General features: G+C 60.0%; 19 protein-coding genes. 11 read left to right on the forward strand and 8 right to left on the reverse strand.

Annotated features, from left to right (window positions below; all coding sequences use genetic code 11):
• The first annotated feature begins 214 nt into the window (after nucleotides 1-214).
• The 5 genes from MHY22_RS06220 (at nucleotide 215) to MHY22_RS06240 (ending at nucleotide 8,202) form a co-directional block, all read left to right on the forward strand.
• The gene (locus MHY22_RS06220; protein WP_239278548.1) at nucleotides 215-391 is read left to right on the forward strand and encodes a hypothetical protein; all 177 of its coding nucleotides are present in this window, start codon (nucleotides 215-217) and stop codon (nucleotides 389-391) included.
• 183 nt (nucleotides 392-574) lie between these two features.
• Nucleotides 575-1,765, forward strand: a complete 1,191-nt coding sequence (locus MHY22_RS06225; protein ID WP_239278549.1) for a sensor histidine kinase — start codon at nucleotides 575-577, stop codon at nucleotides 1,763-1,765.
• Between the two features lie 215 nt (nucleotides 1,766-1,980).
• Nucleotides 1,981-2,685, forward strand: a complete 705-nt coding sequence (locus MHY22_RS06230) for a response regulator transcription factor (RefSeq protein ID WP_239278550.1) — start codon at nucleotides 1,981-1,983, stop codon at nucleotides 2,683-2,685.
• Between the two features lie 580 nt (nucleotides 2,686-3,265).
• Nucleotides 3,266-6,709, forward strand: coding sequence for a bifunctional proline dehydrogenase/L-glutamate gamma-semialdehyde dehydrogenase (locus MHY22_RS06235; protein ID WP_239278551.1), 3,444 nt, complete (start codon nucleotides 3,266-3,268; stop codon nucleotides 6,707-6,709).
• A 119-nt stretch (nucleotides 6,710-6,828) separates the two neighbouring features.
• A complete protein-coding gene (locus MHY22_RS06240) occupies nucleotides 6,829-8,202 on the forward strand; it encodes an AI-2E family transporter (RefSeq protein WP_239278552.1) in 1,374 nt (457 codons plus the stop codon).
• 52 nt (nucleotides 8,203-8,254) lie between these two features.
• On the opposite strand, the gene MHY22_RS06245 is transcribed toward MHY22_RS06240, so the two are convergent.
• Both MHY22_RS06245 and MHY22_RS06250 read right to left on the reverse strand, forming a co-directional pair.
• A complete protein-coding gene (locus tag MHY22_RS06245) occupies nucleotides 8,255-8,845 on the reverse strand; it encodes a nucleosidase (RefSeq protein WP_239278553.1) in 591 nt (196 codons plus the stop codon).
• A 23-nt stretch (nucleotides 8,846-8,868) separates the two neighbouring features.
• A complete protein-coding gene (locus tag MHY22_RS06250; RefSeq protein ID WP_239278554.1) occupies nucleotides 8,869-9,852 on the reverse strand; it encodes a hypothetical protein in 984 nt (327 codons plus the stop codon).
• Between the two features lie 443 nt (nucleotides 9,853-10,295).
• On the opposite strand from MHY22_RS06250, the gene MHY22_RS06255 reads away from it, so the two are divergent.
• The 3 genes from MHY22_RS06255 (at nucleotide 10,296) to MHY22_RS06265 (ending at nucleotide 12,415) form a co-directional block, all read left to right on the forward strand.
• Nucleotides 10,296-11,210, forward strand: a complete 915-nt coding sequence (locus MHY22_RS06255) for a hypothetical protein (RefSeq protein ID WP_239278555.1) — start codon at nucleotides 10,296-10,298, stop codon at nucleotides 11,208-11,210.
• A 202-nt stretch (nucleotides 11,211-11,412) separates the two neighbouring features.
• On the forward strand, nucleotides 11,413-12,024 hold the full coding sequence (locus MHY22_RS06260) for an LppP/LprE family lipoprotein (protein WP_239278556.1): 612 nt from the start codon (nucleotides 11,413-11,415) through the stop codon (nucleotides 12,022-12,024).
• A gap of 202 nt (nucleotides 12,025-12,226) precedes the next feature.
• Nucleotides 12,227-12,415, forward strand: coding sequence for a hypothetical protein (locus MHY22_RS06265; protein WP_239278557.1), 189 nt, complete (start codon nucleotides 12,227-12,229; stop codon nucleotides 12,413-12,415).
• On the opposite strand, the gene MHY22_RS06270 is transcribed toward MHY22_RS06265, so the two are convergent.
• Genes MHY22_RS06270 through MHY22_RS06280 form a run of 3 tightly spaced genes read right to left on the reverse strand, consistent with a single transcriptional unit; the run spans nucleotide 12,412 to nucleotide 15,379 of the window.
• A complete protein-coding gene (locus MHY22_RS06270; RefSeq protein ID WP_239278558.1) occupies nucleotides 12,412-13,695 on the reverse strand; it encodes a sulfate adenylyltransferase subunit 1 in 1,284 nt (427 codons plus the stop codon). The genes MHY22_RS06265 and MHY22_RS06270 overlap by 4 nt on opposite strands.
• Nucleotides 13,695-14,594, reverse strand: coding sequence for a sulfate adenylyltransferase subunit CysD (cysD, locus tag MHY22_RS06275; protein ID WP_239278560.1), 900 nt, complete (start codon nucleotides 14,592-14,594; stop codon nucleotides 13,695-13,697). The genes MHY22_RS06270 and cysD overlap by 1 nt, the downstream gene beginning before the upstream one ends.
• Nucleotides 14,594-15,379: a phosphoadenylyl-sulfate reductase gene (locus MHY22_RS06280; protein WP_239278561.1), complete on the reverse strand. Its 786-nt coding sequence runs from the start codon at nucleotides 15,377-15,379 to the stop codon at nucleotides 14,594-14,596. Before MHY22_RS06280 ends, cysD begins: the two co-directional genes overlap by 1 nt.
• Before the next feature lie 173 nt (nucleotides 15,380-15,552).
• On the opposite strand from MHY22_RS06280, the gene MHY22_RS06285 reads away from it, so the two are divergent.
• The 3 genes from MHY22_RS06285 (at nucleotide 15,553) to MHY22_RS06295 (ending at nucleotide 19,737) form a co-directional block, all read left to right on the forward strand.
• Nucleotides 15,553-15,972: a methylenetetrahydrofolate--tRNA-(uracil-5-)-methyltransferase gene (locus MHY22_RS06285; protein WP_239278562.1), complete on the forward strand. Its 420-nt coding sequence runs from the start codon at nucleotides 15,553-15,555 to the stop codon at nucleotides 15,970-15,972.
• An 85-nt stretch (nucleotides 15,973-16,057) separates the two neighbouring features.
• Complete coding sequence (locus MHY22_RS06290; RefSeq protein ID WP_239278563.1) at nucleotides 16,058-17,800, forward strand: ABC transporter ATP-binding protein; 1,743 nt, start codon at nucleotides 16,058-16,060, stop codon at nucleotides 17,798-17,800.
• Nucleotides 17,800-19,737 carry an ABC transporter ATP-binding protein gene (locus MHY22_RS06295; protein WP_304504386.1) on the forward strand — a complete coding sequence of 646 codons (1,938 nt, stop codon included), beginning with the start codon at nucleotides 17,800-17,802 and terminating at the stop codon, nucleotides 19,735-19,737. Before MHY22_RS06290 ends, MHY22_RS06295 begins: the two co-directional genes overlap by 1 nt.
• An 18-nt stretch (nucleotides 19,738-19,755) precedes the next feature.
• Here the strand turns inward: MHY22_RS06295 and MHY22_RS06300 are convergent, their stop codons facing one another.
• Genes MHY22_RS06300 through MHY22_RS06310 form a run of 3 tightly spaced genes read right to left on the reverse strand, consistent with a single transcriptional unit; the run spans nucleotide 19,756 to nucleotide 21,381 of the window.
• The gene (locus MHY22_RS06300; protein ID WP_239278564.1) at nucleotides 19,756-20,349 is read right to left on the reverse strand and encodes a hypothetical protein; all 594 of its coding nucleotides are present in this window, start codon (nucleotides 20,347-20,349) and stop codon (nucleotides 19,756-19,758) included.
• Complete coding sequence (locus MHY22_RS06305; RefSeq protein WP_239278565.1) at nucleotides 20,346-20,813, reverse strand: DUF6114 domain-containing protein; 468 nt, start codon at nucleotides 20,811-20,813, stop codon at nucleotides 20,346-20,348. The genes MHY22_RS06300 and MHY22_RS06305 overlap by 4 nt, the downstream gene beginning before the upstream one ends.
• Nucleotides 20,803-21,381 (reverse strand): DUF6230 family protein, encoded by a 579-nt coding sequence (locus MHY22_RS06310; RefSeq protein WP_005325466.1) that lies wholly within the window; start codon nucleotides 21,379-21,381, stop codon nucleotides 20,803-20,805. Before MHY22_RS06310 ends, MHY22_RS06305 begins: the two co-directional genes overlap by 11 nt.
• Nucleotides 21,382-21,604 lie beyond the last annotated feature (223 nt).

Here is a 21,604-nt window from a genome sequence, read left to right on the forward strand (position 1 = left end):
CCCCCTACACGATCGCCCCCTTTGCCCGGCGCCACCCACACCCAAACGGAGCTCCTTAAATAACCCTAAGAGGATCCAAAAGTCACCTCAGAAAGGATCCAAAAGAGGATTGGCAGCCCGCCCCCGCTACCGCATACTAGAAATCACAGCAGTTAAGAGCTGCTACCCCAGAGAGAGATTGTAGTTTTACTCCGCCGATCCGAAAGGAATGTATATGTTCGATACCCTCGCAGACCTCAGCTCCGCCATTGACTGGGAAGCACTCGTTAAGGGCATCAAGGGCCTCATCGAGGCTTCCTCCGAGTCCAACACCGACTCCGAGGGCCTGTCCTCCGTATTCGAGGGCCTGTCCTCCAAGGATGACGCAGAGGCTGCTGCAGAAGCTAAGTAATTAGCTTTCTGTACTCCTTCATGAAGACCAGCTAAACCCCCTCACCTTCTTCCTCCGCTCGGAACCCACCACAAGGAACCGCGCACGAAGGTGCGGGGGTTTCGCTGTTTTCAATCGCTGTTTCACGTTCGCCGTACTTACACTAGGGAGATAAAACCCATTGAGCCTTAGCATCCAGGAAGCGTGGACCGCACCGTGTCGAAACCTTCACAGCCGCCCATTCACCAACGCATCCGCGCGGCCATGACCCTGCAGCGAACAGCCGCTTTAACGGCGTTCTTCTGTGTAATACTCGCCTTCCTCGGGGCATTCTTTTCTCCCACCGAGGACCAGCTATCTTCCGCCCTACTCGGCCTCACACTCACCGTCGTCACGACTTGCGCTTACCGCTGGCCTATCAACATGTCAGTGGCTTTCGTTGTCATCTGGGTAGCTGCAACACTACTGACCAAGACTCCATTTATTAGCTCGGTATTCTTAGCGCCGATCTTTCTTGCCGTCATTGCATATCATGGACACCACGGGCGCACTTTCCTGATCGGAATGGTCCTTTGGCTAGGTGGCCTAATTGACCCCACAGAGCCCAGCATGAATATCGACCCTGCACCAGCCTTCACTTGGGCCATGCTGATCACTATTGGCGGAGTCATCGGTGGTACGTTCGCCCATTCCGCTGATCGTTATAGGTCCGCCATGGTGGAATGGAACAATGATGTCAAGCGACGCCAATCTGACCTCGCAGAGACTCTGCACAATTCGGTAGTTTCTAGCCTGACAGTAAATACTATGCAGCTAGAAGCTCTAAGCCTCGAGTACGCTAACCAGCCAGAGCTAGCCCAGAGTCTCGATAAACTTAGCGATTCCATGCGCTCTTCAATGTCTGAAGTCCGTGCACTTACCAAGGTTTTGCGCAACGACATCGATGGCATTAACGACGGCACAAGCTTTGCAACCACCACGAAGCCTTCGAACTTTGCTCAGCTGCTGTCAGAAGAGCAGGAACGCCTGTCACGACTCAACCGAGCACCAGTCGTAGAGGTTTCCGGCGAAGAATTCGCGCCGGAATTCCCCCGAGAAATCCTGGATCCAATCGCAGCAATTACTACTGAGGCCTGCCTCAATGCTGTCAAATATTCGCCACCTGGCGCAGAAATTCTGATTTCTGTCCGACCTCATCTGGGGTGGACACTGGTCTCAATTACCAACCCCGTAGCGAAACCTACAACTACAAATGCTGATATGTCTTCCGGCATTGGACTGTCCTCAATGAATCGTATAGCCGCGACTATAGATGCTCGTGTCGACACCAACCTAGAAGATGGAAGCTGGGTTTTGACTCTGTCGCTGCCGCCAAGCACACATAAGGCACGTTAGATCCAGCACTCCGCCTAGCAAACACCGAGTTCGTCCATTAAGCTATCGCTTGTTTCTAACTAAATTGGTTTTTATTGAAGGAGCCCGCAGATGCAGGCCGCACTCGCTACTTTTCTCGCACCACTAATGCTGTCCACTTCACTCCTGGGTGGTCTCGCGCCTGGAGACCTTTCCTCCACAACTGAGTACAAGTCTGCCGTGGATATTGCATTCGGATGCCCCGCACCATGGTGCCCGAAATCGAAGTAAAAACATCCCTCTTGGTCGTCGATGACGACCCACTTGTCCTTGAGGCCTTGGGGCGCTATTTTGCCTCGGCTGAGGACATGGAAGTGCGCGCCACCGCAGAAAATGGCAAGGTCGCCCTCGAGCTTTTGCAAGAGCAGGACTTTGACGTCATTGTCGCGGACATCCATATGCCCGAGATGGATGGCACGACCCTCTTGCGCGAGGTCAACAAGCTGGAAGAACCGCCGGTCTTTGTCGCGATGACCGCGATGGACAATGACGAGACCCTCAAAGAGGTCATGTCCAATAAGGCTGCGGCCTATATTCTGAAAAGCTCCAAGCCGGTCTACATTTTGGATACCGTACGCGAGGCCGTGCGCGGCGGCACGGTAGTCACCCCGCAGTCGCTTACCCGCTTGTTTGAGCAGCTACCTGATTGGAACGCTGAGGGAACCAGCGCCGATGCCGCAGCCGCAAACGCAAAAATCAAGGGCAATCACCACATCTCCCCTGCGCTAGAGCAGGTCCTGGACTTGGTCTGCCAAGGAAAGTCCAACGAAGAGATTGCCAAGAGCACGCATTATGCACCGGGCACGGTGAAGAAGTATGTGTCCACCCTGCTCAGTGAATTCCACGCCAAGTCGCGCCTCGAGCTGGCAGTGAAGGCGCTTAAGGCCGGCTACGGTTCTTAAAACCCAATTGTTGGACAATCCGGGGGTAGATTACCCCCGGATGAGTCAATACCCCCTCTAAACCCCACATGCTGGGGTTTATTTTTTGTTTTTCTACCCCCGCTTACCGTTTTCCAAAGGAGACTAGCATCACGTTTACCGCTTTCCTATAATTGCGGCAACACAAAAGTTCATAGTATTTCCCAGGCAACAATTGGAACCTGAACCTGCAGGGTTGCCGCACGTCAGAGCGTTATGGCGCTCGCGTTTTCCTTTAGCCTTACACAGTCACGTCATAGAAAGCAGGTGAGTGTTGAACACCAACCTGGCGCGTGTTCGTCGCAGCAGCGATAGGCCTCCCGTCCGCACTCGGCCCGCATAATGGCCCGCTGAACATCGCACTTCACATCGAATCCCTGCGACCCTCACATTGCGTCGCGCGCACCCGCGTGTTCGCTCCTCACCCGACTGCAGCCTTGCAGTACCACATAGCTCACCGCTTACGTCCCAGCCGCCGTATCGCCTGGCAGCCCACTGTCCGGAACGAATACTGCTAGCGGCTACGGGGATGTGACCCGTTTGAAAAAGAGGTAGAACCAATATGACTTCTCCTGCTAATACCCGCTTGCCCATCTCTGATGATGTGGAAGCAGTCCTGCCTGCAGCAATTAGCCGCGCACACGACTGGTTGAAGTCCACTGCGGACGAAGAAGATAAGGCCACCGAACAGCTCGCGGACCTGCTGCGCGATGAAGACGGCGTGAAGTTCACCATGGACTTCGTCGACCGCGTCATGCGCCCAGAAGATGACAAGGTTGCCGCGCACGCGCTGAAGGATATTTCTTCCCACTATGACCCGTCGTTCCTGGGCAGCATCAATGGTGCACTCGTTGGCGCCGGTGGCTTCTTCGGCCCCATCCTGCCGAACCTAGTCATGCCGGTAGCCCGCCTATACATGCGCAAGATGGTTGGCCACCTGGTTCTAGACGCAGAGTCTGATGCCCTCAACAAGATCCTGGACAAGGCCGCCGAATCCGGTGAGCAGCTTAACCTCAACCTGCTGGGTGAGGCCGTACTCGGTGAGGAAGAGGCGAAGTCCCGCGCGGAGCGCACCCTCAAGCTCATCCAAAACCCCCGCGTGACCTACGTTTCGGTCAAGGCTTCCTCCATGGTGGCCCAGCTCAACCACTGGGATATCGACGGCTCGGTAGAGCGCCTCAAGGAGCGCCTGCGCCCGCTGTATCAGGCTGCAGCAGACCGCACCGACAAGGTCTTTATCAACATGGACATGGAGGAGTACCACGATCTCCACCTGACCATCCGCCTGTTCAAGGAGCTGCTCAGTGAGCCGGAATTCCTCACCTTGGATGCCGGCATCGTGCTGCAGGCTTACCTGCCGGATACCTTCGATGCGCTCAAGGATGTCGCTGACTTTGCCAAGGAGCGCGTGGCTAAGGGCGGCGGCAAGGTCAAGGTGCGCATTGTAAAGGGCGCGAACCTATCCATGGAAACCGTGCAGGGCGAGGTCCACGATTGGCCGCTGGCTACCTACACCAACAAGCTCGACGTTGACGCCAACTACTACCGCCTATTGGATTTCATCCTGCGCGAAGAATACGCCGATAGCGTCCGCATCGGCGTAGCAACCCACAACCTCTACACCGCGGCAATGGCCTATGAACTGGGCAAGAAGCGCGGCGTGCTGCACATGATGGATTCGGAGATGCTGCAGGGCATGTCCCCAGCACAGCAGGCAGCGGTGCGCAAGGTCTTTGACGGCCGCCAAATCCTCTATACCCCGGTTGTCCACGCAGAAGACTTCGACGTCGCCGTGTCCTACCTGGTGCGCCGCTTGGAAGAAAACTCCGCGCCGCAGAACTTCCTCTACGCGCTCTTTGCCCCTGGAGAGGAGCCATTGGCGGACCAGGAAGAGACGTTCCGTCGGGCCGTCGCCAAGCGCTGGGACACCTTCGCTGGTGCCCGCCGCACCCAGAATCGCCTCGAGGAAGACGGCCGCCAGGCACCGCGCACCGGACGCTTTACCAATGAGGCAGATACTGACCCGGCGCTCGCGCCGAACCGCCAGTGGGCGCTGGAAGCGCTCAAGCGCAATCCAGGCGAGCACGGCATTGCGGAGGTTACCGACCCTGCCGCGGTCGAAGGCCACATCGCTCGTGCCAAGGAACTGGGCACCGAGTGGGGCAAGCGCCCTGCCGCCGAGCGCGCCGCCGCACTGGAGGCCGTGGCAGATCAGATCGCGTCCCAGCGCGGCAAGTTCATCTCCGTGGCTGCGTATGAGGCCAATAAGACTGTTACCCAGACCGACCCTGAGGTCTCTGAGGCGATTGACTTCTGCACCTACTACGGCCAGTCCGCGCGCCTGCTGGAAGAGTCTTATTCCGAGTTCACCCCGCACACCGTCACCGTGGTAACCCCGCCGTGGAACTTCCCCATTGCCATCCCCACCGGCGGCATTGCTGCCTCCTTGGCGGCGGGCTCGGCGGTCATCGTCAAGCCTGCACCGCAGGTGGTTCACTGCGGCAAGCTCGTGGTGGAGACCTTCCGCACCGCCCTCGAGGCGCAGGGACTGGACCCGGACCTGGTCCAGCTCGTGCTTACTGATGAAGGCGAAGCCGGCAAGGCTCTGCTCTCCCACGATGACGTGGACAATGTCATCCTCACCGGCGCCTCCGATACCGGCGCGCTCTTCCGTTCTTGGAAGCCGAAGATGAACATTATGGCGGAGACTTCCGGCAAGAATGCGCTCATCATCACCCCAGCCGCAGACCCGGATCTGGCCATCGATGATCTCTACAACTCCGCCTTTGGCCACTCCGGACAGAAGTGCTCGGCGGCCTCCCTGGTTATCTTCGTCGGCGCGGCCGGCAAGTCCGAGCGCCTGCGCACCCAGCTGCTGGATGCCGTCAAGACCCTTAAGCCGGGCCCAGGCTTCGATATCACCACCACCATGAACGGCCTGGCGGAAGAGCCGAGCGAGAAGCTCCTGCGCGGTTTGACCCAGCTCGAACCGGGCGAGAAGTGGCTGCTCAAGCCGGAAAAGCTCAACCAAGAGGGCACCCTGTGGTCCCCGGGCATCCGCGATAATGTGCAGCCGGGCTCTTGGTACCACAAGAACGAGTGCTTCGGCCCCATCCTGGGCATCATGTACGCCGATACCTTGGAAGAGGCCATTGCCTGGCAGAACGACACCGGCTATGGCCTGACCGGCGGCATTCACTCGCTTGACGACGCCGAAATTGAATACTGGATCGACAACGTCGAGGTGGGCAATGCCTACGTCAACCGCGGCATCACCGGCGCGATTGTCCAGCGCCAGTCTTTCGGCGGTTGGAAGAAGTCCGTCATGGGACCGGGCGCCAAGGCTGGCGGCCCGAACTACGTGGCGCAGATGGGCGAGTGGGCCGATGGCGAGCTCAAGCCGCGCAACGTGGACATTGCCCCAGCTAGCCTCGCCGCGCTGCACCGCCTGCGCGATAACCTCTCTGGCAAGCTCACCGAGGACGACATCACCTGGCTGTGGCGCGCCGCGGAGCTAGACCAGGTGGCTTGGCAAGAGGAGTTCGGCCGCAACCACGACCGCACCGGCCTGGTCTCTGAGGCCAATATCTTCCGCTACCGTCCACTGCTGACCAAGCTGCGCGTGCGCGTGGGCGAAGGCTACGAACTGCGCGAGGTTGCTCGCCAGGTGCTGGCCGCCGCGATTACCGGCACCGCCACGGAAATCTCCGCCACCCCGGAGGTTGCCACCCAGCTGCAGGACCTCGGCTTCGACGTCAAGGCCATCGCCGACGAGGCTTTTGCTACCGACGTGGCCAATGACGCCTCCTCCCGCGTGCGCGCCCTGGGCACCGTCCCGGATTCCTTCTACGAGGCCGCGGTGCGCTCCAACTCCGTGGTGCTGGACCAGCCCGTGCTTGCCGACGGCCGCCGTGAGCTCATGCCTTACCTCCTTGAGCAGGCAGTGTCGGTTACCATGCACCGCTTCGGCATTATCCGCAACGTAGGTAACCTGCGCGACGAGTAATTCCCGGCCGCGTCAGCGGACGTGTTAAAGGTATTGAAGGGAGGTAGCGCCCCGCCCGTGGGCCGCTACCTCCTTTTTCGTATATGCGCTGCGAGTTTTATGTGGCATAGTGGTAGACAATGTCTACGTCACATAATTCGTCTTCCCGCGACGAGGTCAAGCGCCCGTCTGCGCAGGAAAAAGGCAACGCAACCCAGATCCAAAAGCCAGGCGAGGAAGATTCGCATACCCTCGTCGCTTATGATGACGCGCACCTTGGTGCAGAGGCTGCCAGCGAGCACCCTGCCGAGCGCGACGATAAATCCGCTGTTCTGGCCAAGGACTTCCGCACCATGGCCAAGGTCTCGGTAATCTTTATCCTTATCGTCGCCGGCCTAGCGCTGGCCGGCTACCTGCTCAAGTTCACTTGGGTAGGCCTGCTGCCGGTCTTGCTCGCCATCCTCGTCTCCACGGTGCTCTACCCCATCAGCGCGTGGCTGCGCAGCAAGGGATTCCCGCGCTCGCTCGCGGCGGTGAGCACCTTGCTCGGCCTCATCATCATCTTCTGCGGCGTTTTTGCCGCCATGGCCCCCGTAGTCACTAGCCAGAGCCAAACGCTCATTAACCAAGCCGAAGAGGGAATCAACCAGCTCACGGAGATGGTGGAAAAGTCCCCCATCGATATCCAAAGTGACCAGCTACAGTCCGTGCTCCAGGACGTGGTCAAGTTTGCCAAGGGCCAAGCCTCCACCATCGCCACCGGCGTTATCTCTGGCTTCTCGATGGCCAGCTCCATCGTCGTGGCCGCGCTGATCATGCTCTTTGTCACCTTCTTCATCATTAAAGACGGCGACAAATTCTTGCCTTGGCTGCGCAAGTACACCGGCAATTCCACCGGCTGGCACGTCACTGAGCTGGGTTCACGCATCTGGAAGACCTTGTCCGGCTTCATCCAAGCCCAGGCCGCCGTAGCCATGGTGGACGCAATCCTCATCGGCCTTGGCCTGTGGGCGCTGCAAGTTCCGCTCGCGCTCGTCATCGCCGTGGTGACGTTCTTCGCCAGCTTCATCCCGATCATCGGTGCCGTGACCGCCGGTGCTTTGGCGGTTATTATCGCCTTGGTATCCAATGGTCTGACCAATGCACTATTGGCCTTGGCCCTCATCATCATCGTCCAGCAGGTTGAGGGAAATCTCCTACAACCAATGCTGCAATCCAAGGCCATGGGACTGCACGCGGCCGTTGTCCTACTCTCCGTCACCGTCGGCTCTACCCTGGCCGGCATCGTCGGCGCCTTCCTCGCCGTCCCCGTGGCCGCAACCATCGCTGTTGTCGTGCGCTACCACGCCGAGATGGCTGCACTGCGCTCCGGCGAAGTCGAGCCCTCTGATATAGACATCATCACCGGCTCCAAGGACGATCCTGCAGACTCCAGCGACGTGGCCTACGAACACGCCGAGACTCCACGCGACAAGGTAGAACAGCTCTACCAGTCCATGAGTCCGCTGAGCTAAGACTCAGCCACCACTAGCAGCGCGCCGGCCCTCCCCGGCGCGCTTTTAGTTTTTAGCGCAGAAAGCCTAGGTCCGTAGCGGCCGAGGCGAGCTGGCGCGCACCGCGGTCCAGGACGTTGGCCCAGGTGCCCTTGGATTCCTCATTGGCGGAATCGGACACCTGCTTGAGCAGGGTGCAGGGCACATCGAAGCGCTGGCATACTGCGGCGATGGAATAGCCTTCCATGTCGCACAACTGCGACTTCTTAGCCAGCTCGGTGCGCAGGGCGGTATCGAAGACAAACATGTCGCCCGTGGCCAGTCCGCGCACCGGCAGGCGGCCGGAGGTCTCGAGCTCGATGGTCTCTGGCAGCAGGTAGCGGTTGATATCGGTAAGCACTTCTAGCTTGAAGTCATGCTTGGTGACCTTATTGACTTCGAAGACGCCAGCCATGCCGTCGACAAGCGCGCCGGCCGTGCCAATGTTGACCACGCGATCGGGAAGGGCACCGTTCGCGCGGGCGTCGGCAAGAGCTTCCGTCAGCGCAATGGCCGCCGGAACCGTACCGATTCCGGTGATGAGCAGGGGTTCGCCTTCCGGAATGTGGGCGGCTTCCGCATCCACGGCGGCGACGAAAAGGGTGCGTCCGTTGAGATTCTCCATGCCTGCGAGAATACCTGCCCACCCTAGTCAAAGTTCAATGTGCGGTTCTTCTGGCGCAGGCGAATCGTAATGTTTTTCTGTCCAGCGCCGAGGGCAATGATTTTCCCGCTGAGCACCCGGGCGACGGCCAGGTCCTCTTCCGTCGGTGCTTCGGCCGCCACCCGCGCCGTAGGCAGCCAAGCATCGTGCGGGTCTGGCGCGCCGAGGTGAATGAGCCGTTCGCGCTCCACGTCGATCCAATAGCCCTCCGTGGCCATGAAGCGGTCGTGGCTCCCTTCGAAGGAATCGCGGCGCCACCCGCCCTCGGCCACGCGGAAGACAAAGGGGCAGTAGCCAAAGCGCGAAGGCACGATATAGCGCGTCTGGGGGCTGACACGCCAATGGCCGCGCGCGGAACTCCACACCTGGCGGTAGGTATCAGCCAGGCTCATGCCCAAACGCAGACGCTGCTGCCGGTCCTCCTCTAGGCCAGCATCTTCTACCTGGGTGTTTAGCTCCCCGAGCCGCGTGGCATCGGCCACATACATGCCCAGCCACGCTTCCTCCGGAGTGGTGTACGGGCCGGTGATATCACGGTGAAAGGAATCCGGCACGGCTCTTTCCGCATCCTGGGGCAGGCGCTGGCGGGCGGCAAAAGCCCACAGGCGCGGATGCCCCATGCGGTACAGCATCACCGTCGCCCGCGGCAGGCGTTCGTGCACCTGCTGGCGCGTCAGATAATCACCCGCGCTGATGCGCCGCAGCAGCTGCTTAGCGACGTCCCCCTCTACCTGCTGCTCCACACCCGGCGCGACTTCCATATCAGGTAGCTGACTAAGCAGCATCAGATCGATGATGTCTCCCAAATCAAAGACCTTGCTCAATTCCGTCTGCGCCTCTGAACCAAAAGCCTCAATTGCGTCATACCCCAGCGCACCGCCCAAGCGGCGGATGAGATCCGGGGACACGCTCACTCGGTTGCGGGTCGCGTGCAATTCCGCGGCGTTGAGATTACGGTCCAGGCCCACGAGGGCTCCTTCCTCCCCCTCATCGGGGATTTAATTCTTGGTCATGCTTGGGATTAAGCCGGACATTGGTCTTACCCGGTGTCCTTCATTGAGGTCTTGTCTCGGCAAGCAGGCGTCAGATAGAAGCCTTTCTAGGAGAATTTGGACTCCCCAACTTCGTCGCTGTTGGTTCTCGACCACGCAGCTGATGACGCACTTAATCCGTACGAATTACATCGCAGGAAAGTGGCGCGTTGCAATTACCCCTTTCATAGTCCCATTCGAGAGAATTCTTGCAACTCTTATGCCTATAGTATGACGCGGAATGATTCTTAATCATTCCCTTTCTTTCGCATTTCTCTTTCTGGCCAGCGCACAAAGGAGCCTCCCCTTTGAATGACAAGAATTCTTGGGGTTCATCTGACTCAACCCCATATTCAGATTCGAACGGACCTGCATCCCCTATGCGGGACTCCGGTACTGGAACCAACGCAGAATCTTCGGGCAAAGGCACGCGCACCGCCATTATTGTCGTTGCCGCCCTCGCCATCATTGCGCTTATTGGCGGTGGTGCCTGGGCATTAACGGGAAACAAAAAGTCTGATGATTCCAGCAGCGCTGAACCGAATTTCCATTCTCAAGAAAACAGCAGCGAGGAAATCACCGAAGAGGCGACTTCTGAGAAAGAATCCACGCCTGAAAAGAAAGCTGAGACTACACAAGCTAAGAGCGCTAGCACTGGACCTTCCACAGAGGAGAAGTGTGGAACGCTAGCCAATAACCTAATGGACGTTCCAATTGGTACGCTTCAGTTGTTTTGCGACGGCACCTGGCTTTACATGGCCCAAAAGCAATCCTCAAATTTTGGCCTGTTCTACTGGACCGATAACGAGTGGAAGGTGTACCGGTCTGACAATACGACTGGAGACTCCGTCAATCAGTGCTACGACAAGGGCAAGTTGGACACGGCTGGCGCCCCAAAGGAGCTGACCAACCAGCTCCAACTCTGCGATGCACAGCAAACGCAAACTCCAAAGGTTCGCGACAGGCCTATTACCGCCGAGGAGGAATTTCCGCCCGAAGATTATTGGTACGGCGAATGCGACGGCAGCTATGTGCTCATCGCGGAATCGGTCATCATCCCGCCGACAACTGATCCGATTTCTGAGCCCTACCGAGTGCACAAGAAGTACCCAGGCTCCAAGATCATCAAGGGCGGCGCGTGTAGTTCCCTGCGCAGCCGCACTGAAGGCGGCTCTATCTATGCCATCATCTACGAAGCCGGTCACAGCGTGGACAAGGTCTGCGAACTCAAGGCCAAGTACGGCGGCAATGCCCGTTCCCTCAATAACGACGCGGATTTCTCTGACCCCTGCTAATCCAGATTCCGCGCTCAATTCCCTGTCACTCCCCTTCTGCTGCGTTGACTCCCTACACCCGCTACAACGCAGCGTGCACCCCTTTGACCTTTCATCTACCGCCTCAATGTGAAAGCAATATCTTATGCCTAAATCATCTGCCCACCTAGGCCGAATAAGCCGAATAAGCATTGCAACAAGTGTCGCCCTCATTAGTTTCTCCTTGGCTTCCTGCGATGACGAAACGTCGGATACAACCGCACAAGAGTTTTCAGTGGAGCCGGCGACGACGTCCGCTACAGAAGAAAGCAGCGATGCCAAGCCGGAAGAATCGCCCACTGCCTCTACTGCGACGGAGGAAGAACCTACTCGGCCGGTGCCCCCGAACGTCGTGATGGATGACGAGCAGCCGAGCCCGGAAGCCGACACCACTTCGTCGTGTGGCGCAGCCGATGCCCAAACGGCATTCTCCGAAGGCGTATCCCAAGTCGCTCCGTGGGGCACCATCGGATGGGAGCTCTTTGACTCCTCCGGTTATGACCCCTGCGCATCCCTATCGTGGGAAACCCTGATGATTGAGGGAGGAACCAGTTCTTCGCCTTTCCACATCATGTTGTTTAATCACGGCGAATACTTGGGCACCGCAACGGCAAAGCCCTATGGATTCGCCCCCACTATTGAGCGCGTGAGTGATTCCGAGATCGCGGTAACCTACCACTGGCCGCGCGAAGGTGAAGGCAATGCCAACCGCTCAGGCACAACCAACGCAGGCTTCCGGTGGGATGAAGGACAGCAAAAGGTAGTCATGTCCGGCGACGTACCGCCTATGCAATAGCTCGATGTAAAACAAGCACGTTTCGCTAAAATTTCACCAGTTAGGCGGCGAAACGTGCTTGTTTTGTTTGCAGGTGTGACCGCGGTGAAGCAGTGCGGGCCTAGAGGGGAGCGCAGAAGCCAAGAAATGGCCGCGTTCTAGGCTTTCGCGGGGAGCCAGGGGCGGTTATCGTGGCCGTAACGTAGCCGGAGGAGAGATAGGAATGAGCGAGAAGACGTTTCAGCAGAAGTTCGGGGCTTTCGCACTGGTCGCGGCGGTTGCCCTGCTGATCGTGAACTTAACCGTAGTAGGGCCTACGGTGTTCGGTATCTCCACGCCGCTGCTACTCGGCGTCACGGGCATCATAATGATGCGCGGTGAGAGAAGCAGCAGCGGCACAAAGGGTGACTAGCGCAGGCGGTGGCCTACGAAGCCGGCGGCGAGGGTGTTGCCGGAGGATTGATCGATGAGCAGGAAGTTGCCTACCGCACCGCGGGCGGCATAGTCCTCGACGGGGAGCTCGGCCTGGGTCTGGATAGTGATGTGGGCGATGTCGTTCATGGCGACGGACTCGGGATCTTCCACGTCGGAAACGCCATCAAGATCCAGGGTGCGGGTGACGGCGGCGACGCGGGCCTTAACCAGGGAAGAGCCGTAGCGCAGCTTGAGCATCTGGCCGGGCTTAATGTCCTTTTCGGTCAGGCCGACAACGGTGGCGTCGAATTCGCGGGTGGCCGCGGGGCGTTGGGGTCCGGCGAGGAGATCGCCGCGGGCGAGATCGACGTCGTCGGCAAGCAGGAGCGTGACGGAGTCGCCGGTGGCGGCGGAGTCGGCTGGGCCGTCAGCAGTGTCGATCTGGGTGATGGTGCTGGTGCGGCCTTCAGGGAGGCGGACCTCGTCGCCCACGGAGATGGAGCCCGCCTTCACGCGGCCGGCGTAGCCGCGGTAATCGGAGGCGTGCTCGCGGATGACGTACTGGATGGGGAAACGGAAATCCAGCTCATCGGCGCGGCCGGTGGCCACGGGGACGGTCTCGAGAACCTCAAGGACGGTCGGGCCGGTGTACCACGGCATAGTGGTGGAGCGCTCGACCACGTTATCGCCCTTGAGGGCGGAAATCGGCACCACGGTGGTATCGGTAATACCCAGGCGGGTGGCGATCTGGTTGAACTCGGACTCGATATCGCGGAAGACCTGCTCATCGTAGTCCACCAGGTCGATCTTGTTCACCGCGAGGACCACGTGGCGCACGCCGAGGAGGGCGGCCACGTTGAGGTGGCGGCGGGTTTGTTCGACGACGCCATGGCGGGCGTCGATAAGAAGCACCACTACCTGGGAGGTGGACATGCCGGTGACCGTGTTGCGCGTGTATTGCACGTGGCCGGGGGTATCGGCGAGGATGAAGGTGCGCTTATCCGTGGCGAAGTAGCGGTAGGCCACGTCGATGGTAATGCCCTGCTCGCGCTCGGCACGCAGGCCGTCAACAAGCAAAGAGAGGTCCATGCCGTCAAAGCCGCGGTCGGTGGAGGTGCGCTCCATGGACTCGACCTGGTCCGCGAGCACGGACTTGGTGTCATAGAGCAGGCGGCCGACGAAGGTGGACTTGCCGTCATCAACGGAGCCGGCGGTGCACAGGCGCAGGGTATCGCGCTGCTTGAGGGCGCCGACATTCGGCGTGAGGGTCGTAGTCATCAGAAGTAGCCTTCCTTCTTGCGGTCCTCCATGGCGGACTCGGAAAGTTTGTCATCGGCGCGGGTGGCGCCGCGCTCGGAAAGGGTGGAAATGGAGATCTCCGCGAGCACCTCATCCGGGATCGACGCGGTAGATTCCACGGCGCCAGTACAGGACATATCGCCCACCGTGCGGTAGCGCACGGTGCGGGTTTCCAGCTCCTCGCCTTCGGCCGGGCCGCCCCATTCACCAGGAGCCAGCCACATGCCATTGCGCTTGAATACCTCGCGCTCGTGGGAGTAGTAGATGGAGGGCAGCTCCAGTTCGCGAGCGCCGATGTATTCCCAAATATCGGACTCGGTCCAGTTGGAGATGGGGAAGACGCGGACGTTTTCGCCGGCCATCTTTCCGCCGTTGTACAGGTCCCACAGCTCGGGGCGCTGGCGGCGGGGATCCCACCCGCCGAAGGAATCGCGGATGGAGAAGATGCGTTCCTTGGCGCGGGCCCGCTCCTCATCGCGGCGGGCGCCACCGCATACGGCGTCGTACTCGCGCTCGGCGATAGTCTCTACCAACGGCACGGACTGCAGCGGGTTGCGGGTGCCATCGGGGCGTTCTTGCAGGTCGCCGCGGTCGATCCAGTCCTGGACGCGGGCGACGTGGAGGCGAGCGCCGGATTCTTCCACGAGGCGGTCGCGGAAATCGATAACCTCGGGGAAGTTGTGGCCGGTATCGACGTGGAGCAGCTCAAACGGCACCGTGGCCGGGGCGAAGGCGCGGCGGGCTAGCTCGAAGACTACGACGGAGTCTTTGCCGCCGGAAAAGAGGATGCCTACCTTGTCGAACTGCCCGGCCACTTCGCGCAGGATGTGGATGGACTCGTTTTCTAGGTCTTTTAAGTGTGGAGAAAGTGTGCTCATTATTCGTGTAACCCGCATTCTGTCTTGCCGTCTGCAAATACGCGCCCGGACCGGGCATCGTCGCCTTCACCGACCGGGAAGGTCAGCGGGGCGCAGCCGATGGAGCGGTATCCCTGCAGGGTGAGTGGGTGGATGATGAGGTTATTGTCCTCGATATAGCGGTCCGTATCGTCGAGATCCCAGGTAATGATGGGCGAGATCTTCAACCGGCCGGTGCGGTCGAGGCTCAGCGCTGGGGCGGTGGCGCGGTGCTCGGAATCGGCGCGGCGCAAGCCGGTAACCCAGCCGGCATAAGGATCCATGGCCATGTTCAGCGGCTCGACCTTGCGCATGCGGTTATAGGCCGCGGTATCGCGGGCGTAAAGGCGCGGGCCGTAGACCTCGTCTTGTTCTTCTGGGCTGAGCAAAGGCAGCACGCGAACAAGTGGCAGGTCCGGGTAGCGCTTTTCCACCTCGTCAGCTACCTGCAGGGTTTCCGGGAAGTGCCAGCCAGTATCGATAAAAAGCAGGTCCGCATCGAGCCCGGCGCGGTGAGCGAGCTCGGCCAAGACCGTGTTCTCCATGGACATGGTCACGGCCAGGCGTCCGGGTGCGTGTTCGGCGGCCCATTCGGTAATGGTTTCCGCTGAGGCGTCATAAAGCTTATCCGCCCACTGGTCCACCAATTGCTGGTTGCGCGCGGCTACCTCGGCGTCCAGCGGCGCGGTATCGCGCGTGCCTTCCGGGGAGATGCTGGGGTCGCGGTAGTTCTTGCCACCGTCCAGCAGGTTCGTCGTTGGGTTCATGCCGTCACACATTAGGCAAAACCCCCGAGGCGGCGCAGCGGATTCTGGGCGAAAAGCCGCTGAGCTTGGCGGGAGGCGCGAATAAAAAGTTTCCAATCCGTACCAAGCGGACTAGATTTACAGACAAGACAGTCTATTGCGGGCGTCCGCGCCCCGCACAAGGAGGCACTTTCATGCAGCGTATAGCCATCATCGGGGAGGGCCCGGCAGCCCTATCCACCACCGAGAAGCTTATCAGCGCTGGCATGTGTGTGGACCTCATTACCCAGTGCACCGCACCATTCGGTCTACTCCGCCGCTTTGCGGGTTTGGCAGGCGTGCTGGGCGACGCCGTCACGGGCTCCCACTGCGGCCCCGGCACCACTCCCCGACTCCGCCTCATCGGCAACGTGCGGGTAGGACCAGACGGCGATATCACGCATAACAAAATCCACCGGCTAGCCGCCTCTGGCAACCGCGAGCTACTCGTGCTCGAACTCAAGGCTCGCGGCGTGGCCGTCACCACGTGGGAAGGCCTATGCGCCCCACTGCAGGATTTTGAAGACTGGCGCAGCGTCATCACCCGCGCACAGCTGGCTCACGTGGGGATTTAGCAGCAGTAACCAACTAGCGCCCCACCCACCACCGGTATAAACTTGCACGGCTACCCAGCCACGGCAAGGAAAGGGGCGCGAGTCCATGGATCTGGTTCGCATTCTCATTACACGGTCGGCGCCGTATACGCCGTATTTCATCGCGGTACTTGTCCTGCAAGCCTTATCTACAGCCGCCACGCTGTACCTTCCATCGCTTAATGCCAAGATCATCGATGAAGGTGTGGCTCAGGGCGATGTGGACTTCATCTGGCGCACCGGCGGCATCATGCTGGCCGTCGCGTTTGCCCAAGTCATCACCGCTGTTGGCGCAGTCTGGTGCGGCAGCCGCACCGCCATGGGTGTCGGCCGGGATCTGCGCGGCGAGGTTTTTCGACACGTTAATTCCCTGTCCACTGAGGACATGAGCCGCTTTGGCACGCCTACGCTCATTACCCGCGGCACCAATGACGTCCAGCAGGTGCAGATGGTCTACATGATGATGCTGAACTTCATGGTGACCGCACCCATCATGTCCATCGGCGGCATCATCATGGCCGTGCGCGAAGACGCCGGAATGTCCTGGCTGGTGTGGGTGTCCGTGGCGGTACTGCTCGGCACCATCTCCGTTATCATTTCCCGCCTCATGCCGCTCTTCCGTTCCATGCAGGACAAGCTGGATTCCATCAATGGCACCTTGCGCGAGCAGATCACCGGCATCCGCGTGGTGCGTGCCTTCGTGCGCGAGGCCTATGAGTCCGAGCGCTTTACCGAGGAAAATAAGAACATCACCCGCCTGTCCTTGAACATCGGCCGGCTTTTCGTGGTGATGTTCCCGCTCATTACGGTGATCCTCAACGTGGCCACGGGCGCGGTCCTGTGGTTCGGCGGCCACCGCGTGGATGAGGGCTTGGTCAACGTCGGCTCGCTGACCGCATTCCTGCAGTACCTGCTGCAGATTCTGGCGGCGGTGATGATGGGTACCTTCATGGCGATGATGCTGCCGCGCGCCATTATCTGTGCCCGCCGCATCACCGAGGTGCTCCAGCACGAGCCCTCCATTACCCCACCCAGCTCCACCACCTCTCCGGAGGCCTGCGTGGGCACGGTGGAATTTCGCAACGTGGGCTTTTCTTATGCCGGTGCGGATGCGCCGGTGCTAGAAGACATTTCCTTTACCGCTCAGCCCGGCACCACTACCGCCATCATCGGTTCGACGGGTTCGGGCAAGACCACCCTGGTTTCCCTCATCCCACGCCTGTACGTGCCGACGGAGGGCCAGGTGCTTATCGACGCCACCCCTACCACCTCCCTGGCCCGCCAGGACATCGTCCAACGCGTCTCCCTCGTCCCGCAGAAGGCTTACCTATTTAGCGGCACTGTGGCCTCCAACCTGCGCTTGGGCAGGCCCGAAGCCACCGATGACGAGCTCTGGGAGGCGCTGCGCGTGGCCCAGGCGGACTTCGTAGAAGACTTGGACATGCCCATCGCACAGGGCGGCACCAACGTCTCCGGTGGCCAGCGCCAGCGCCTGTCCATCGCGCGCATGCTTGTTGCCCGGCCGCTGATCTACCTCTTTGATGATTCCTTCTCCGCGCTGGACGTGGCTACCGATGCCAAGGTGCGCGCCGCAATGCGCGCCTCCTTTGCCGAGCGTGAGCAGCCGGTGACCAGCATTATCGTCGCCCAGCGCGTGGCGTCAATCCGCGATGCAGACCAAATCCTGGTATTGGATGCCGGCCGCATCGTTGACCGCGGCACCCACGAGGAGCTCCTGGGCCGCTGCGCGGTCTATCAAAAAATCGTTCATTCCCAAGAAACCGCCGGTGTTGCAGGAGGCGAAAACTAATGGCTGAGAACACCACTTCTACTGCCGAGTCCACGGATGCCGGTTTTGATCCGATGGGCGGCTCCGCACCCCGCCAGGCCAAGAATTTCTGGCCCTCCACCAAACGCCTTTTCTCCCTGCTTGCTCCCTTCAAGCGCCACCTGTGGGCCGTCGCGGCAATGAACATCATCTGCATCTTCTTGGCCGTGGTAGCCCCGAAGATCATGGGCAAGGCCATGGACGTCATCTTTGCCGGCGTCATTTCGCGCAACCTGCCCTCTAATATTTCCGCCGAGCAAGCCATTGCGGGCATGCGCGCTGAGGGCCAGGACCGCTTTGCGGATATGGCTTCCGCGATGGACTTCGTCCCCGGTGAAGGCATCGATTTTAACCGCCTGGGCACGCTCATCATCACCGTGATCGCGATGTACATCGTCTCCTCTGGCTTCCAGTGGTGGCAGGGAGCCATCCTCAACAAGTTAAGCATGGATATCGTGTTTGACCTGCGCGAGCGCGTGGAGGCGAAGATTAATGCGCTGCCTCTCAACTACTTTGATTCCCAGCAGCGCGGCGATATCCTCTCGCGTACCACCAATGACATCGACAACGTGCAGCAGGCCCTGCAGCAGGCGCTATCGCAGCTTTTTTATGACGCGCTGCTGGTCATTGGCATCACCATCATGATGTTCAGCGTTTCGTGGCAGCTCGCTCTGGTGGCTCTACTGTCCCTGCCGCTTACCGGCTTAGTCATTGGTGTCATCGGCAGCCGCTCGCAGCGCCAGTTCAAAACGCAGTGGCGCTCCACCGGTCAGCTCAACGGCCAGGTAGAAGAATCCTTCTCCGGCCACGACCTAGCCATCGTCTTCGGCCGTACCGAGGCCATGAGGGAGGAATTCGACAAGCGCAACGAAGAGCTCTACCACTCCGCAGCTAAGGCTCAGTTCCTGTCCGGCATCATGATGCCCATCATGCAGTTCCTGTCCTACCTGTCTTATGTGGCCATTGCGGTCCTGGGCGGTCTGCGCGTGGCCAATGGACACATGACTTTGGGCGCTGCCACCGCATTTATCCAGTACTCCCGCGAGTTCAACCAGCCGCTCGGCCAGCTCGGCGGCATGATGCAGCAGGTGCAGTCCGGTGTGGCCTCGGCCGAGCGCGTCTTTGAGCTTCTCGACGCCGAAGAGCAAGCCCCCGACACCACCGACGAGGACCTTCCCGGCCGTGCCCAGGGGCTCGTGGAGTTCCAGGACGTTGACTTCTCCTACGCAGAGGAGAAGGAGCTCATCACCGGCCTCAACCTGCGCGTGGAGCCCGGCCAGACCGCGGCCATTGTCGGCCCCACCGGTGCCGGCAAAACCACCCTGGTCAACCTGCTCATGCGCTTCTATGAGCTAGATGGTGGTCAGATTCTCATTGATGGGCACGACATCGCCCGCATGCCTCGCCATACCCTGCGTTCCCAGGTGGGCATGGTGCTCCAGGACGCCGTGCTCTTTAAGGGCTCGATCATGGAAAATATCCGCTACGGCCGCTTGGATGCGACGGACGAAGAAGTCATTGCGGCGGCAAAGGCAACCTATGTGGACCGCTTCGTTCACGCGCTGCCCGATGGCTACGACACCATCATCGACCAAGACGGCGGCGCAATCTCCGCCGGCGAGCGCCAGCTCATCACCATCGCCCGCGCGTTCTTGGCCCAGCCCGCGCTGCTCATCCTCGATGAGGCCACCTCTTCGGTCGATACCCGTACCGAGGTCCTCGTCCAAGAGGCGATGAACGCATTGCGCGCGGACCGCACCTCCTTCGTCATTGCCCACCGCTTGTCCACCATTCGCGATGCTGACCTCATCCTCGTCATGGAAAACGGCACCATCGTGGAACAAGGCTCGCACGACGATCTCCTTGCGGCCCAAGGCGCATACTGGCGCCTGCATCAATCCCAGTTCGCTCAAGGGTAGGTCTTCCCCGGCGGTGAGCTACTCCAGCCCTACCGTCACGGTCGGCGCGTTAAAGTGAGCACCCTTGAGGTTTACCAGCTCAAGGGTGACATCGCGCAGCTCGAAATGCTCCATGATTACATCGGGCACTTCCGCATCGGGGACGGGATGCGGCTCTGGAACACCAAGTTTGTCCAACACGGCATTGATATCGTCGCGGCTTAAATCGATATTCGCCCGGGGTGCAGAAACCTTACCCACCGCCGGGGTGGCTGTGAGCTCGGTAGCCATAATGGTCACCGGTCCGCCGCGTACCTCGGTGGTATCCCCTCCCGTGGTCAGCATGCCAACGCCGTAGCGGCCAGGCAGCGTGATGCCAAGGTTGTCGATGTCGAGGTTCTCGCCCTTCAGCTCTAGAACCCGCACATCACCGCTGGCGGTGGGGAAAGTACCCAAAGAAACGGTGACATTTTTCGTCAGCGTCACCTTATCCGCGAAGACGGTACTGAAGTACGGAACCGCCGGGGCATCTTGCGCATTAACCCGTTCGGAACCACTCACACCACCCACCACCAGGGCACAGGTGAGTACGGCCAAGCAGCTACGCGCCGCCCGCGGCATCGCCCTCGTCATTGCTCTGCTGCTTCCTTAGGGCGGCGCTTTTGCTCCCCCGGCTGCCACGCAAAGGTAAAGGCCCCGCCAATGATGCCGAGCAGGGAGCCGATGACGAAGCCGCCCAAATTGGACGTCGGCAAGGCGATAATGGCCACGATGATGCCTAGCACACCGACATAAGTCGAGGTTGCCGGCTGGAACCACGCACCAAGGCCGAACATGGCCAACAAGACGCCGATAAGCAGCGTAGAGACGCCAGAGATGGTGGAAATCATCACCAAAAGGTCAGAGATCCGAATGGTGATATAGGCCGGCGCGGCAATGATGATGCCGGACAAAATAAGCAATAGCCCGGGAAGGAAGGGCCGACCACTGCGCCAGTGGCGGAAGCGCTGCCACAGGCTGGGCTTAGATTCCTCCTCGCCCGTTGCCTCCGCCGCCGGGAGGGTCTGTGTTTCTTCCGTGCTGGACTCAGCAGCCATTATCGGACCCCCTCCTCACCGTCACTCCCACATTCTTGGCAGAAAGGCGCTGCGCGCCCACGGAGGTGGCCTTCACATCATCCGCTTTGAGGGAAACTTGCTTGGAATAGAGACCCCAGGCGCCGGGATCGGCGGTATCGCTGAGCTGATTCGCATCGATGCCCACGTTGACATCCTGCATCACCAAGGAACCATCCACGTCGGTCGCACCGACCAGCAGGCTATCGGATTCCACACTGCCCTCGCCCTCAGCCTTCAGCGCTAGGGTGGCCTCCCCACCAACGCCGGGCACCTTGGGAACCGTCACGGAAAGGCAGAGATCAGAGACCTTCGCATGCTCCAGTTTGATACGCGCGACGGGAAGGTGCTCTTCGGCCTTTTGATCATCATCAACAAAAAGCGAAAAGCCCTCTCCATCCAAGTGCCCCATGGTGATTTTAAAGAAGCTACCGGAAAGGGCCAGGTTCGCGGTCAAGCCGCCCTGCGCCACGGCGAATCCAGTAACACCAAAGGCAGCAAGGCCTGCGGTCAAGGCCACCGCGGCCTTGGTGATATTGGTTTTGCCCATGGCGGTTTACCCTTTCTGCGGCAGTCTCGGTCTTCTTCTTGCCCGGCCACATTACGGACGCCGACACTGTATTATTCCGCCGCCGTGCACAGCACGTTTAGCAGAATATGGCGGCCGAGTTTCTCATCTTGACAGTGTACAGCCCACCCTGCCGTGATACCGCACTGAATGCAGACTCTCTGATTTCCACCCCTAGGCTTTAAGGTAGATAACAACGTGGAGC

Source organism: Corynebacterium sp. ACRPO (assembly GCF_022347205.1).
Lineage (GTDB): Bacteria > Actinomycetota > Actinomycetes > Mycobacteriales > Mycobacteriaceae > Corynebacterium.